General features: G+C 61.1%; 14 protein-coding genes. 6 read left to right on the forward strand and 8 right to left on the reverse strand.

Translation table 11 applies throughout. The features are described from left to right. Window positions 1–166: 166 nt before the first annotated feature. The 5 genes from cgtA to V6M90_RS25150 all read left to right on the forward strand — a co-directional run bounded on the left by cgtA (window position 167) and on the right by V6M90_RS25150 (window position 4957). Window positions 167–1390 (forward strand): Obg family GTPase CgtA, encoded by a 1224-nt coding sequence (gene cgtA / locus V6M90_RS25130; RefSeq protein ID WP_003176048.1) that lies wholly within the window; start codon window positions 167–169, stop codon window positions 1388–1390. A gap of 109 nt (window positions 1391–1499) precedes the next feature. After that, the gene (proB, locus tag V6M90_RS25135) at window positions 1500–2618 is read left to right on the forward strand and encodes a glutamate 5-kinase (protein WP_003176047.1); all 1119 of its coding nucleotides are present in this window, start codon (window positions 1500–1502) and stop codon (window positions 2616–2618) included. A 16-nt stretch (window positions 2619–2634) separates the two neighbouring features. After that, a complete protein-coding gene (locus V6M90_RS25140) occupies window positions 2635–3099 on the forward strand; it encodes a CreA family protein (protein ID WP_003176046.1) in 465 nt (154 codons plus the stop codon). A gap of 101 nt (window positions 3100–3200) precedes the next feature. Next, window positions 3201–3683, forward strand: a complete 483-nt coding sequence (locus V6M90_RS25145) for a glutathione peroxidase (protein ID WP_003176045.1) — start codon at window positions 3201–3203, stop codon at window positions 3681–3683. A gap of 170 nt (window positions 3684–3853) precedes the next feature. Continuing rightward, window positions 3854–4957: an NADH:flavin oxidoreductase gene (locus tag V6M90_RS25150; protein ID WP_003176044.1), complete on the forward strand. Its 1104-nt coding sequence runs from the start codon at window positions 3854–3856 to the stop codon at window positions 4955–4957. A 42-nt stretch (window positions 4958–4999) separates the two neighbouring features. Here the strand turns inward: V6M90_RS25150 and V6M90_RS25155 are convergent, their stop codons facing one another. Next, window positions 5000–6178: a glycosyltransferase family 4 protein gene (locus V6M90_RS25155; protein WP_003176043.1), complete on the reverse strand. Its 1179-nt coding sequence runs from the start codon at window positions 6176–6178 to the stop codon at window positions 5000–5002. A 54-nt stretch (window positions 6179–6232) separates the two neighbouring features. Further along, window positions 6233–6997 (reverse strand): sulfate transporter CysZ, encoded by a 765-nt coding sequence (gene cysZ / locus V6M90_RS25160; RefSeq protein ID WP_003176042.1) that lies wholly within the window; start codon window positions 6995–6997, stop codon window positions 6233–6235. Window positions 6998–7278: 281 nt separating this feature from the next. Here cysZ and trxB point away from each other — a divergent pair, with 281 nt between their 5' ends. Beyond that, window positions 7279–8241, forward strand: a complete 963-nt coding sequence (trxB, locus tag V6M90_RS25165) for a thioredoxin-disulfide reductase (protein WP_332847296.1) — start codon at window positions 7279–7281, stop codon at window positions 8239–8241. Between the two features lie 165 nt (window positions 8242–8406). Here the strand turns inward: trxB and V6M90_RS25170 are convergent, their stop codons facing one another. The 6 genes from V6M90_RS25170 to V6M90_RS25195 all read right to left on the reverse strand — a co-directional run bounded on the left by V6M90_RS25170 (window position 8407) and on the right by V6M90_RS25195 (window position 14428). After that, on the reverse strand, window positions 8407–8748 hold the full coding sequence (locus V6M90_RS25170) for a HopJ type III effector protein (RefSeq protein ID WP_332847297.1): 342 nt from the start codon (window positions 8746–8748) through the stop codon (window positions 8407–8409). 97 nt (window positions 8749–8845) lie between these two features. After that, the gene (locus V6M90_RS25175) at window positions 8846–10096 is read right to left on the reverse strand and encodes a TIGR02270 family protein (RefSeq protein ID WP_003176039.1); all 1251 of its coding nucleotides are present in this window, start codon (window positions 10094–10096) and stop codon (window positions 8846–8848) included. Between the two features lie 42 nt (window positions 10097–10138). After that, window positions 10139–11065, reverse strand: coding sequence for a beta propeller repeat protein (locus tag V6M90_RS25180; RefSeq protein WP_332847298.1), 927 nt, complete (start codon window positions 11063–11065; stop codon window positions 10139–10141). Window positions 11066–11088: 23 nt separating this feature from the next. Continuing rightward, window positions 11089–12279: a PAAR-like domain-containing protein gene (locus tag V6M90_RS25185; RefSeq protein WP_003176037.1), complete on the reverse strand. Its 1191-nt coding sequence runs from the start codon at window positions 12277–12279 to the stop codon at window positions 11089–11091. Beyond that, window positions 12279–13319 carry a hypothetical protein gene (locus tag V6M90_RS25190; RefSeq protein ID WP_141064792.1) on the reverse strand — a complete coding sequence of 347 codons (1041 nt, stop codon included), beginning with the start codon at window positions 13317–13319 and terminating at the stop codon, window positions 12279–12281. Before V6M90_RS25190 ends, V6M90_RS25185 begins: the two co-directional genes overlap by 1 nt. Continuing rightward, window positions 13316–14428 carry a DUF2169 family type VI secretion system accessory protein gene (locus V6M90_RS25195; RefSeq protein WP_305427786.1) on the reverse strand — a complete coding sequence of 371 codons (1113 nt, stop codon included), beginning with the start codon at window positions 14426–14428 and terminating at the stop codon, window positions 13316–13318. Before V6M90_RS25195 ends, V6M90_RS25190 begins: the two co-directional genes overlap by 4 nt. Window positions 14429–14433: the final 5 nt, after the last annotated feature.

Here is a 14433-nt window from a genome sequence, read left to right on the forward strand (position 1 = left end):
TTGCGACGGGGCTTTTTCGTTTGTGGAGTGAGTCTCTTGCAAAGCTGTTTGTAATGAGCTCAGGCGCTGGATAGGCGGTCGCTGTTTGAGGTCGCTGCGCTCATTTTTGCAAGAGTCTTATGTCTTGGTTTTTTAAGCTCGTCCGTGCGGCGAGAGGCGTTTTGTTATGAAGTTCGTTGATGAAGTTTCCATCCGAGTAAAAGCAGGCGACGGCGGTAACGGTTGCATGAGTTTCCGTCGCGAAAAATTCATCGAAAACGGTGGCCCCAACGGCGGTGACGGCGGTGACGGCGGTTCCATCTACATGATGGCCGACGAAAACCTCAACACCCTGGTCGACTACCGTTACACCCGCCACTTCGATGCCGAGCGTGGCTCCAACGGCGGCAGCACCGACTGCACCGGTAAAAAAGGCGAAGACCTGGTACTGCGTGTACCGGTCGGCACCACGATCATCGACTCCGCCACCCAGGAAGTGATCGGCGACCTGACCAAGGCCGGCCAGAAGCTGATGGTGGTGCAGGGCGGCTGGCACGGTCTGGGTAACACCCGATTCAAGTCCAGTACCAACCGTGCGCCACGCCAGACCACGCCGGGCAAGCCGGGCGAGCAGCGTGACCTCAAGCTGGAAATGAAAGTACTGGCGGACGTCGGCCTGTTGGGCCTGCCGAACGCCGGCAAAAGTACCTTTATTCGCTCGGTCTCGGCCGCCAAGCCGAAAGTCGCCGACTACCCGTTCACCACCCTGGTACCCAACCTGGGCGTGGTCAGCGTCGATCGCTGGAAAAGCTTTGTCATCGCCGACATTCCCGGCCTGATCGAAGGTGCTTCCGACGGCGCAGGCCTGGGGATTCGCTTCCTCAAGCACTTGTCGCGTACCCGTTTGTTGCTGCACCTCGTCGACATGGCGCCGCTGGATGAAACCAGCGCAGCGGATGCCGCCGAAGTGATCGTCAGCGAGCTGACCAAATTCAGCCCGGCCCTGGCCGAGCGTGATCGTTGGTTGGTGCTGAACAAATGCGACCAGATCCTCGAAGAAGAGCACGAGGAACGCGTCAAGGAAATCGTCGACCGCCTGGAGTGGACCGGCCCGGTCTACGTGATCTCGGCCATCGCCAAAGAGGGCACCGAGCGCCTGACCCGCGACATCATGCGCTACCTCGAAGACCGCGCCGACCGCCTGGCGGCCGACCCGGTGTACAAGGCCGAACTCGCCGAGCTTGACCAGCAGATCGAAGACGAAGCCCGTGCTCAGTTGCAGGCCCTGGACGACCAGCGTGCCCTGCGCCGCAGCGGCGTGAAGTCGGTGCACGACATCGGCGACGACGATTGGGACGAAGAAGACGTAGATGATGAAGACGGTCCGGAAATCATTTACGTGCGCGACTGATCCGTTGCGATAAACTTGAACGCCGCTCCCTGGAGCGGCGTTTTGGTATCCGGGTATAACGTTATGGGCGGCGCTGGGTCGCGCGGCCCTCACTCTAAGGTTGAAGATGATGCGGAGCAAAGTGACAGGTGCGCAGCGCTGGGTCGTAAAGATCGGCAGTGCGTTGTTGACGGCGGATGGCAAGGGGCTCGATCGCGCAGCCATGAGCGTCTGGGTCGAACAGATGGTGGCCCTGCATGAAGCGGGCGTGGAGTTGGTACTGGTGTCGTCCGGGGCGGTTGCCGCCGGGATGAGCCGCCTTGGCTGGACCGCGCGACCCAGCGCGATGCACGAACTGCAAGCCGCCGCCGCCATCGGCCAGATGGGCCTGGTGCAAGCCTGGGAATCGAGCTTTGCCGAGCACGGCCGCCACACCGCGCAGATCCTGCTCACCCACGACGACCTGTCCGACCGCAAGCGCTACCTCAATGCCCGCAGCACTTTGCGTGCCCTGGTCGAGCTCAAGGTGATCCCGGTGATCAACGAGAACGACACAGTGGTCACCGACGAAATCCGCTTCGGCGACAACGACACCCTGGCCGCCCTGGTGGCCAACCTGGTGGAAGCCGACCTGTTGGTGATCCTCACCGACCGCGACGGCATGTTCGACGCCGACCCGCGCAACAACCCCGATGCCCAGTTGATCTATGAGGCGCGTGCCGATGACCCGGCACTGGACGCCGTGGCCGGCAGCGTGGGCGGCGCGCTGGGCCGTGGCGGCATGCAGACCAAGCTGCGCGCTGCGCGCCTGGCCGCGCGTTCCGGTGCCCACACCATCATCGTTGGCGGGCGCATTGAGCGCGTGCTGGATCGTCTCAAGGCCGGTGAGCGCATCGGCACGTTGCTGTCGCCGGAGCGCGGCATGCTGGCGGCGCGCAAGCAGTGGCTGGCCGGGCACCTGCAGACCCGTGGCACTCTGGTACTCGATGATGGTGCCGTGTCGGCCTTGTCCCAGGGCAACAAGAGTTTGTTGCCGGTGGGCGTCAAGTTGGTACAGGGCAGCTTCCGTCGTGGCGAGATGGTGGTGTGTGTCGCGCCCGACGGTCGCGAGATCGCCCGTGGCCTGGCCAACTACAGCGCCCTGGAAGCGCAGAAGATTATTGGACAATCGTCGGATGCGATTGTCGGACTCTTGGGTTATATGGCCGAACCGGAACTGGTTCACCGCGACAACCTGATCCTGGTTTAACCATAGGAAGTACACGATGCGCGTGATGAAGGGATTGCTCGGCCTGCTGCTGGCCATGCCGCTGCTGGCTTCGGCCGAGGAAATCGGCCAGGTGTCGACGGTGTTCAAGTTTGTCGGCCCCAACGACCGGATCGTTGTTGAAGCGTTCGATGACCCCAAGGTCGACGGTGTGACCTGCTACCTGTCGCGTGCCAAGACCGGCGGCGTCAAAGGCGGCCTGGGCCTGGCCGAAGACCGTGCTGAAGCATCGATTGCCTGCCGCCAGGTCGGGCCGATTCGCTTCAAGGGTGAACTCAAGGACGGCGACGAAGTGTTCAAGGAGCGCACCTCACTGGTGTTCAAGACCATGCAGGTGGTGCGTTTCCTCGACAAGCAGCGCAACACTCTGGTCTACCTGGTCTACAGCGACCGCCTGATCGAAGGCAGCCCGCAGAACGCGGTGACCGCCATCCCGATTTTGCCGTGGCCGACCGCTCAGTAACCCGCAGGCGAGTTTTGTCATCGGCGTCTATGATTGCAGGCTTGCGGGTTGTAATCTCCAAGCATCGTAATGCAAAGAACATGGAATATCTGGAGTTCGTCATGAGTGCTTTCCACGACCTGAAACTCAAAGCGTTGGACGGACAAGAGCTGCCGCTGGCCCCCTTCAAGGGGCAAGTCGTGCTGGTGGTCAATGTGGCGTCCAAGTGTGGCTTGACCCCGCAATACGCGGCGTTGGAAAACCTCTATCAGCAATACAAAGGCCAGGGATTTACCGTGCTTGGCCTGCCGTGCAATCAATTTGCGGGCCAGGAGCCGGGTACCGAGCAAGAGATTCAGGAATTCTGCAGCCTGAACTACGGCGTGACCTTCCCCCTGGGCAGCAAGCTTGAGGTCAACGGCCCTGACCGTCATCAGCTGTACCGCTTGCTGGCGGGCGAGGGTGCCGAGTTTCCTGGGGACATCACCTGGAATTTCGAGAAGTTCCTGCTGGGCAAGGATGGGCGGGTGCTCGCACGCTTTTCCCCGCGTACTGCGCCGGATGATCCGACGATCGTCCAGGCCATCGAAAAAGCCCTGGCCTGAAGACCTCCAGGAGGCTTTTGTGGTGAGCGGGCAAGCCCGCTCACTACAGGTCAGCGGCAACCGGGTTGTGCCACTTTTACCCCTTAATCACCCAGATCAATAGTGCTACCCAGCACCTTGCGCTCCCCATATTATCCACGTCATAAACCCCGTCTTTCGTGGAGTGCCCCATGCCCGTCCAAGCCTTGTTCAAACCCTTCCAGCTCGGTGCGTTGCAACTGTCGACCCGCGTCGTCATGGCACCGATGACCCGCTCGTTCTCGCCGGGTGGCGTTCCCAACTCCAAAGTCATCGAGTACTACCGTCGCCGTGCCGCTGCCGGCGTAGGCCTGATCATCACCGAAGGCACCGTGGTCGGTCATCAAGCCTCGAATGGCTACCCCAATGTGCCGCACTTCTACGGTGAAGCCGCCCTGACGGGCTGGAAGAAAGTCGTCGATGCGGTACACGCCGAAGGCGGCAAGATCGTCCCGCAGTTGTGGCACGTGGGCAGCGTGCGCCGCATCGGCACCGAGCCCGACGCCAGCGTGCCGGCCTATGGCCCGATGGAAAAACTCAAGGATGGCACTGTGGTGGTGCATGGCATGACGCATCAAGACATCAAGGAGGTGATCAACGCCTTCGCCCAAGCCGCCAAGGATGCCCAGAGCATCGGCATGGACGGCGTTGAGATCCACGGCGCCCATGGTTATCTGGTCGACCAGTTCTTCTGGGAAGGCAGCAACCAGCGTACCGACGAGTACGGTGGCAGCTTGGCCAACCGGTCGCGTTTCGCCATTGAGTTGATTCAGGCCACCCGCGCTGCCGTCGGTCCGGACTTCCCGATCATCTTCCGGTTCTCCCAGTGGAAGCAGCAGGATTACACCGCGCGCCTGGTGCAAACCCCCGAGGCGCTGGGCGAGTTCCTCAAGCCGTTGTCCGACGCCGGCGTGGATATTTTCCACTGCTCCACTCGCCGTTTCTGGGAGCCGGAATTCGAAGGCTCCGACCTCAACCTGGCCGGCTGGACACGCCAGCTCACCGGCAAACCGACCATCACCGTCGGCAGCGTCGGCCTGGATGGCGAGTTCCTGCAGTTCATGGTCAACACCGACAAAGTCGCGCAGCCGGCCAGCCTGGAGAAACTGCTGGAGCGCCTGAACAACGATGAATTCGATCTGGTCGCCGTGGGCCGCGCGCTGCTGGTTGACCCGGATTGGGCGGTGAAGGTGCGTGAAGGTCGTGAGGGCGACATCCTGCCGTTCAGTCGTGAAGCGTTGACGACCCTGGTCTAAGCGGCGCTTGCCCGCGCTTGATCCGACGGCCCATCAAGCCCGTCAGATCAAGCGCGACGCCCCTGCAATCGCAGGCTGCTCGCCGCACGCCCCACGGAGTTGATGTTCGAACTGCTCGATAATCGCCGGCCAGCCCTGGCGGCTGGCATGTTGGCGGGCATTCAAGCGCGCCCTGCGCAACGTCTCCCGTTCTTCCAGCAGCCAAATGGCCGCATCGCAAAACGCGTTTTCATCCCCCGGCATCGCCAATACGCCGTTGTAGCCATGGCGGATATGCTGGGTGGCCGCCGCCTGGTCATAAGCCACTACGCCCAATCCTGAAGCCATCGCTTCCAACACCACGTTGCCAAAGGTTTCGGTCAGGCTGGGAAACAGGAACAGATCCCCCGAGGCGTAATGCCGTGCCAGCTCCTCGCCGCGCTGAGTGCCGCAGAACACCGCATCGGGCAGGTCGCGTTCCAGCAGCGGGCGTTGCGGACCATCGCCGACGATGATCAGCTTCATCCGGCGTTGTGGGTACGTTGCCTGCAGGGCATCGAAGCAGCGTTTGAGCAGCGCGAGGTTTTTCTCCTGGGCCAGGCGCCCAACGTGCAGCACGCCAATATCATCGTTTGCCAAGCCCCAGCTATCACGCAGGGTGTTGTCGCGCTTGGCCGGGTGGAACAGCTGGCTGTCGACCCCGCGTGACAACATCCCCAGACGTTCGAAATGCCGCCGCTCCAGTTCCAGGCGCTGGCTGGCGCTGGGCACCAAGGTCAACGTGGAACGGTTATGAAACCAGCGCAGGTAATGCGTGACCAGGCGGCTTAACAGGCTCAAACCGTACTGGTTGGAGTACTGCTGGAAATTGGTATGAAAACCGCTGACCACGCTGATCCCCAAGCGCCGCGCCGCACGCAGTGCCGACAGCCCCAGCGGCCCCTCGGTGGCGATATACAGCACGTCCGGGCGCTGCCGTGTCCAGCGCCGCAGCAGCTTGTGCATAGACGACTGGCCCCATTGCAGGCCCGGGTAACCGGGCAATGGCCAGCCACGGCACAGCAGCAATTCGTCGTCGCTGGGGCGGCTCTGGTCGGCGCCCTGGCGTGGGCGTACCAGTTCGACTTGATGGCCACGCGCACGTAATCCTTCGCACAAGCGGCCAAGGGTATTGGCCACCCCGTTGATCTCTGGCGGGAAGGTTTCGGTGATGAGGGTGATGTGAAGCAAAGCGGTCGTCATGACCCACAGTGTCGCTGTGGGCCATGTCGCCATTGTGTCATGCAGATGATGGATTTATGACCGGGTCACTTTCGGCACGGCCATCGCCTCGGCGCCTTGCTCACGCACCCAGAACAACGTGGCCCCGGCCACCGCCGCCGGCATCATCAGCAGGTTGACCACCGGCACCAGCAGCACCAGGTAGACGACGCCGCCGAAGCTCATGCTCTGCCAGCGCTTCTGGCGCAGCCAGGCGAGCATTTCGTTCCAGCCCAACTTGTGGTTGTCGGCCGGGTAGTCGATGTATTGGATTGCCATCATCCACACCCCGAACAGCAGCCACAACGGCGCCGCGATCAGGTTGACCACCGGGATGAACGACAGGATAAACAGGCCGATGGCTCGCGGCAGGAAGTAGCCCAGTTTGCGCAATTCACGGGCCAGCGTGCGCGGCACCATGGCGATCAACTCGCCCCAGCTGAAGGCCGGGAAGTCATCGGTGCCGCGTACCACCACTTCAACCTTCTCCGAGAGAAAGCCATTGAACGGCGCCGCGATGATATTGGCGAGCATCGTGAAGGTGAAAAACACCATCAGCACCACCAGCACCACAAATAAAGGCCAAAGCAGGTAATTCAGAAAACTCAGCCAATTGGGCAGAGTCGGCATCAAATGGTCGACCCACAGGCTGAATTGATGGCCGGCAAAATAGATCAAACCGACGAACAGCACGAGATTGATCATCAGCGGCAGCAGCACAAACAGGCGCAGGCCAGGGCTCAACACCAGTTTGAGGCCTTCACGCAGGTACTGCGGGCCGGAAAGAGCGGGGGCGGGCATGGAGAACTCCGAGCAAAGGGGCGAACGCGCCGACCTTACCGGCTTTGTATCCCAGGCGAAAGCGGCGACATCAGCGGTAACAAACCCATCGATTGAACGGGGTGACTGCATAGAGACCACCTATGAGCTGGATTGTTATTCCGTATTTCCTTAATCTTGCCCCCCTCTATACGCTGCACCCATTATTTTCAGGATCCGCGAGTTCAAGCCTTCCCCAAGTGCTTCGCGGTCCTTTTTTATTCCAGCCGTCTTGTAGTCCGGGCGGTCGATAGGAGCGAGTCATGTCTGATACCCGTCATTCGCGAGTGATTATTCTCGGTTCCGGCCCTGCCGGTTACAGCGCTGCCGTCTACGCTGCCCGGGCCAACCTCAAGCCGCTGCTGATCACCGGCATGCAGGCGGGCGGTCAGTTGACCACCACCACCGAAGTCGACAACTGGCCTGGCGACGTCCACGGCCTGACCGGCCCGGTGCTGATGGAGCGCATGAAAGAACACGCCGAGCGCTTTGAAACCGAGATCGTGTTTGATCACATCAACAAAGTCGACTTTTCCAAGAAGCCTTACAGCCTGACCGGCGACAGCGGCGTCTACACCTGCGACGCACTGATCATCGCTACCGGTGCCAGCGCCCGCTACCTGGGCCTGCCGTCCGAAGAAGCGTTTATGGGCAAGGGCGTTTCGGCCTGCGCGACCTGCGACGGGTTCTTCTACCGCAATAAGCCGGTCGCTGTTGTCGGCGGCGGCAACACCGCCGTGGAAGAGGCGCTGTACCTGGCCAACATCGCCAGCACCGTGACCCTGGTTCACCGTCGTGAGACGTTCCGCGCCGAGAAGATCCTGATCGACAAGCTGCACGCCCGTGTGGCTGAAGGCAAGATCATCCTCAAGCTCAACGCCACCCTGGACGAAGTCCTGGGCGACAACATGGGCGTGACCGGTGCCCGCCTGAAGAACAACGACGGCAGCTTCGACGAGCTGAAAGTCGACGGCGTGTTCATCGCCATCGGCCACACCCCGAACACCTCGTTGTTCGAAGGTGTGCTGGAAGCCAAGGACGGTTACCTGGTGGTGCAGGGCGGCCGCGAAGGCAATGCGACTGCCACCAACATCAAAGGCATCTTCGCCGCCGGTGACGTGGCTGACCACGTGTATCGCCAGGCCATTACCTCCGCCGGTGCCGGTTGCATGGCGGCCCTGGATGCCGAGCGGTACCTGGACGGTCTGCAGAACGCTTCGTTCTGAACCCGTTGAATTAAAAAAAACCGGCTGCGAGGCCGGTTTTTTTATGAGTGCAATTTAAAGGTGGAAGGGGGCTTGCCCCGGTGGCAATGTACCAGTTGATGAATAGTTGGCTGACCCACCGCTATCGGGGGCAAGCCTCCTCCCACATTTTGATTTGCATTTGACTCAGGATTTTCGGGTCAGGGGTTGTGCCGCAAATTTCACACCTGCCAGCCCGTGGGCAATCAACGCGCGAATATTGCCGTGGTCACTGCCCTGCGGCGTGGCCACCACCGAACGGTAATGTTCACCAAACGCCCGCAGCGCTTGCTGGTCGCTCAAGCCTTCCAGCAGCGCCAACCCCAAGGTCTTGCACGAACCTTCGTTTTGCCCGGCAGCGTTTTCCACGCCGCCGTTGGTGAAGCCTTGAGGCTGGTAGTCGTAGCCGGCAGCAACAAAGGCCAGGGTATCGGCAAACGCGTGTTCACCGCTGTTGAGGCTGGTGAGCAGGGAGTTCAAGTCAGTCATGATTTCTGCAGCCTTACTACTGTTATGTGAGTTTTATCGTTCATAAATCAATCGTTTACCGGATGCAATTTTTTTGCGATTTTTAACTACCGAAGGATTAATCGCCCCGGACGTTCCAGCACTTCTTTTGTCGCCTGACCGGTGCGCTGGTCGGGAAAAGCACGTCGCTCGGCCGAAAGCGGGCGATACCACAGGCGGCGGCAATGCGCTGGCGTTGCAGGCCCCCGGCAAGCGCTTGCTTGAAACTGCTTTCGCTTTGAGGCAACCCCAGTATGTAGCCGACGCCTGTCTGGAAATCGCCTTCATGAGCCTGCCACCAGACGGCGATTGACTGCGGGTCGGGCCAGGGCAGGTTCTCATCGGGGTCCATGACGACATTGGAGTCCTCGGCGTCGTCGTTCGGGCCAGCATCGAAATCCGGCAACTGCTGCAGTTCCAGATTGAGCAGCGCAAGGTCTACGCCGGTCATCAGGCTGAAGGCTTCGCCGGCGACGCGGGCATAAGGCAGGTCGCTCATCTGCTGGATCAGCCACGGCACGCCGACGGGATTACCCAGCAGCCCAATGGCCTGAATGCCGATGCGGCGCTGCTCAGGGTTCTGTATCAACTGGTGTATCCAGGCGATGCTGTGCTCAGGATGTTGCCAGGCCAACAGGACGCAGAGCGCGCGGTACTGGAACTCGCCCGGTTGCTCGGCGAAGGGGCGCAGTGGCTCCAGGGCGTACTCATCGCCCATTTGTGCGGTGGCCCAATTGACCCAGAAGCGCGTCGCTGCATCTTGATGTAGACGGTGGGCACGAATGGTCGGCATCAGGTCATGCCGACGCAGCTCGCCGGCCGTGCGGGCGGCACGTGCCAGTACGCTGGGGTCGGCTTGCGAAAGCTCCGTAAGCAGCGCAGCGCCGGGATTGTGGCGATGCATACCGCAAGCGGCAAGGCCGAGGCGGCGGAACAGGGGCTTGGGGGAGGCGAGCATGCGGTCGATCCAGGGCGCTACCCACTCCCAATCGAGCCACCCCAAGGCCATCAGGTAACCTCGCTCCGTTTCCACAGCCTCTCTCACGTGCTCGCTGAGCTGCGCCAACCCGTTCGTATTGTGTGTCTCGAAGGCCAGGACCACGCCAGCGAACACCTCGCCAACCGTATGTGGGCCGAGTTGGGCCAGCAAGGTTTCCAGGCCGGCGGGGCCGGCGATACGCAGGCCATCGAGATGAGCGTCGATACGGTCTTCCAGTTTGCCGAGATCGTCCAAGTCGTAATGTGGCGCGCGTAATGCGTAGTCACGCAGGACAGCGAGGAAGCTGGCTTCTTCAGCATGCAGGTCAAGGACGACGGGAAGTGTGTTCATCAGTCGTCGCTCCTGATGCAAGGGCAGGGCAGGAGCGTTGGGTTAGTCAATTCGCAGGCACCGCGTCCAGGTCGAACCATCGAACTGCATGACATCCTTGGGCCCGATGGACCACATGATCCCGTCGGCCGCGCTCAGGTGATAACAGGTCAGTGGAACGTCGTCACCGAAGTCGACGGGCTTGAGTTTGCCGTCCTCGAGCCGGTAGACGAAATGCGTGGAAGACACATAAAGCTGTCCATCGAAAACTTCCATGCCCCAGAGGTCCTCCTCCGTGCTTTCATGTTCGATCATTTCCCACTGATCATTGCGTCCGCGAAGCAAGGTCCCGAGCTGGCCGCAGGCGTAGACGAAGCCGTCCGGCGCGCAGCGAACCTTGTAGAGCGCCAGGTTGGTCGGGCTGTTCTGCTGGGTGAAGCGGGCGCCGTCGTATTGCCAGATTTCCCCTTCCCAACCGACGGTATAGATTTCCTGTTCGCTGAAGCCATCGATGGATTCGAAGCTGGTGTCGGTGATCGGGGTGTCACCGACCTGGGCGCTCTGGTCGATGCATCGCCACTGGTCTTCGTCTTCGCGAACATAGGCTTGCCGACAGGTGCCTACGGCATAGGCTCGACCTTTGGCGATGCCACGGATTTCACGCAGAGGGCCGCGTTTTTTGGGGTCTACGCCGCAGTTGGCGATGGGGGCTTCTTCCTTTACCTCGCCACCGCCACTGGCTTCTATAGATCCATCAATGCCCAATGCCAGGAAGCGCTCAGCCGGGATATGACAGACCGTTCCTGAACAGGCAAGCCATGGCACTGTCCCTGCGTACCAGTCTCCACAGTCCAGGTTGAACATTATCGAACCGGTGTAGCCTTCGCTGATAGAAAGGTCGTTCGTAGTAATCAAATAGCTGAGATCTGAGTAGCGAACGACCCCAGTACCAATGCTGAGGCCGCGGAATGCTGGGTCTCGAGTGTCCATGTTGGTCTCCTGATGTGAGTAAATTAACGGCCACGCCTGATAGGCTTCATCTCGGCCTGAGCCTTATTGCGCTCGTCTTGATTGCTGGTCATCGACGCGCAGGCATTGATCGGTTTTTCCTTGCCTGGATCCTTTACTTTGTCGTGATACTTGTTCAACTGAGCTTCCAGACATTCCTGACTGCAGTCGGAGTCCGGAAAGGTTTTCTTGGCCGCCAAGGCCCCAGTCTGCGTGGCCTTTGCCCTTGGCCACTCACCCTTTGTATCGGCTTCATGCAAGGCCACCACCCCACGCCGTGTATGCATCTGGCCGTGGGTGGCGGTGGTCTGATTGGGCCCCTCTGCACACATCACCGGGGCTTTGTCGGTCCGGTATTTGCTCCAGCCGGCTTTGGTGGGGTGCTTGCTTCTGGGTTGGCCGGGAAAGGCCGGTCCGTCGGTAAAGGACGCCGAATCGATCAGGTGGTCGCCGGTTTGTCCCGGGCAGCATCTGTTGGGTTTGAACGGCGCAAGAAAACAGCGCATCGCCTTTTGGCACGCGTCGCTGTTGATGGTCTTGGCCAGGGTCGAATACTCGCCCTGGACTTCGGCATGTTTGCCCGCATAGGCCGCATTATCTTTAAAACCGTCGCCTGCCGCGTCTTTAGCGGCTTTCCTGGCTTTGGTCGCGGCCAGTAGTGTGGTGATATCCGGGCAGATCATTTTTTGCTTGGTATCCCCGCAAGCGTCTTTTGCCCGGTCTCGTTCTCCCTCGCATTGGGACAAATCCTTGGCCAGTGCCATTCGGTCCGTGTAGGTCCAGGGCATGGTGTTGCCCGGTTGGGAGGCGTGGTTGTGGGTGGTCAGGTCCATGTGTCGGACAACGTTCTTCCCTTCGTATTTCACATCCATCGACCAGGAGGTGAAATACACCTTGCCCTTTATCTTGCTGGTGATGACGCCTTTTTTGGGGGCGTTCCCAGCCTCATCCCCATAGCTGGTCTTGAAGTAGCTCTGGTCCTTGAGCATGATTTCCTTACCACTGATCTTCACCGTCCGACTGCCCTTGGTCGTGTCCTTGGCCATGCCGGTGTTGGGGTAGGGGATGGGCACACCCAGCGGGGTAGGCGGGGCCACGGGGGGGGTGAAGCAGACATCCGGAAAGCAGGCGATCGACTTGCCGTCGGCCGATTTGCAGGACACTTCCATATTGTTGGCAAATACTTGGTTGGCCATCAGGCAGCCCTCACGGTCTGGTAGCTGAGCAGTGCGACGGCGCGTTGGCCGGCGTCGTTGCCCAGATGGCAAAAAATGTTCGGTCCTTCGCCATAGCCCTTACGGCTGGCGGCCAGCGCTACGGCGAGCATCGCCGGGCCGATGGCGGCGCCGACTTCGCCGATGCAGTCGGCCGGGTGCCAGAGATGGAAGAACTCCTTGCGTACCCGCAGGTTGCGGCTCAGGGCCAGGGAGGCTTCCTTGAAGTAATACTGTTCGCCGGAAATATCCGTCAGGCGATAATCCATCTGCTCCAACCCGCAACCGGCTTCGCTCAGGGCCGCGCGCACGGCCTGGGTCAGGCCTTCGGCGCGTAGCGGGATGTCTTCGGACTCCACCGTGGCCTGTTCCGTGCCGAAACCCAGGCCGATGCAGGTCAATTGCGGCTTTTCACTGGCAACGAGGGCGGCCAGCACCACGGCTGCAGCCCCTTCGCCGGGGATAAAACCGTTGGAGTTCTGACGGGTGAGCAGGCGCTCGCGTTGTTCGAAGGCGGTCAGCGTTGGTCCGCTAAGGAAGGAGTCGACGCCGGCAATCAGCACGTGGCGATGGCCACCCTGGTAGATCAGCGTGCGTGCATCAAGAAGTGCCACGGCGGCACTGACCCGGCCATGGGCGATGATGCTGGAGGCGGGATGAAAACGCAGGCCCAGTTCGTCTTCGATGGCGTGCAGCAGCCCTTTATCGAGACCCTCGAGGCGGCCGGGGCGCTCGAGTTCTGCCAGCCCCAGCAGCAGCGGGGTCTTTTCCGGGTCGATGTTGGGGGTGCTGTGCAGCGCCTCGGCAATGGCTCGGGCGGCCATCTTGATCAGCTTGGTGCGGCCGCGCCAGGGCTGTTCCAGCGGCACGCTGGCGGCAATGAGCCATTCACCGCCGCGATCGATAAAGCGGGTTTCCTGGAAGTTGTCGATGGCGCAGCGGATCGCCGCGCAGCTGGCCGGTGCACTGAGGCCGACAGCGCTGACCATGCCGGAGCCGATAATGCTCAGCGCACGCATCAGTGCGTTTCCTCTGGGGCGCGCCTGGCGTTTATCAGGGCGCGCAGCGACGGGTAGTAATCTTTACCCAGTTCTCGGGCGCGCCACCAGCCGGTGGACATCGTGCCGACCAGCACCTGGGCAATCTCGAACATGTTGCGCCGTAGCGGACGGGAGATACGCCAGGTCAACTGCACCTGGCGAGCGTCTGTGTCGATCAGCAGGGTGTCGATCACCGCTGACACCGTTTCATGGCCGCCTTTTTTCAGGAAAAAGGTCACCGGCACCTCCATTTCAGGGATGCGAAAGCCCGCCTGCTCCTGGGCGGTGAGGTTTAGCAGTCGTACATCCTCGCCGCCGCGCAGGTATTCGATCTGCTGGTCCTCAGGGGCGGCCTGAAAGTAGCGGGTGTCGAAGTCCGCTGGCAGAAACGGAAAGCAGTCGGCCTTCCAGGCATCGTCGTAGGTACCGGCGAAGCGCGCGCGTTGCGGCCAGCTACGAGCGATGGGGCCGAGGGCCATAGGGCGAAAATCACCACAGGGGTTGTCGATCGGTTTGCCCACTTCCTCGGTGTTGGGCATTGGCCTGCCGACGATGTAGGCGTTATCAAGGCCGCGCGGGTACCAGCCACAACCGCTTGGGTTGTCCCGGTAACCGTCACGCATTTCGGGGGCGTTCACCATAGGATGGGAGCCACCGTAGGCCTGGGCATAGGAGATGCTCTGTTCGGTAAAAGGTTGCGGCGAGCCGGGAGATATACCCAGTAGTCCCAACTGCCAGTGCCGCGGGCCAAGGACGGAAAAAGCCTTGCTCACCCGACCCACGCGAATACCCGCCGTCAACTGCGTTACGGGCCGCCCGCCGGGCGCGTAGGCCTTGCCACACACCAGCACATCGCAGAAGGGCTTGACTGGGGCGAAGTCCATTTCCTGCAGCGGGGCGCTGAGGCCCGGCTCGCCGAGGAAGGTGTCTGCCATCAATAGCGGTTGCTGACTGTCTGCGAGGGTCAGGGCGCGGCCGTCCAGCGGCAGATTAAAAGTGCCTTTGGCCACCACCACCAGGGATTCGCGCCCATCGCGGCCCATGCCCAAGGTATAGGCAGTCATCAGTTTGCTGGCATTGAGCAATTCCATCGTGC

Origin of the sequence: Pseudomonas lactucae, from assembly GCF_036688725.1 — a bacterium.
Lineage (GTDB): Bacteria > Pseudomonadota > Gammaproteobacteria > Pseudomonadales > Pseudomonadaceae > Aquipseudomonas > Aquipseudomonas lactucae.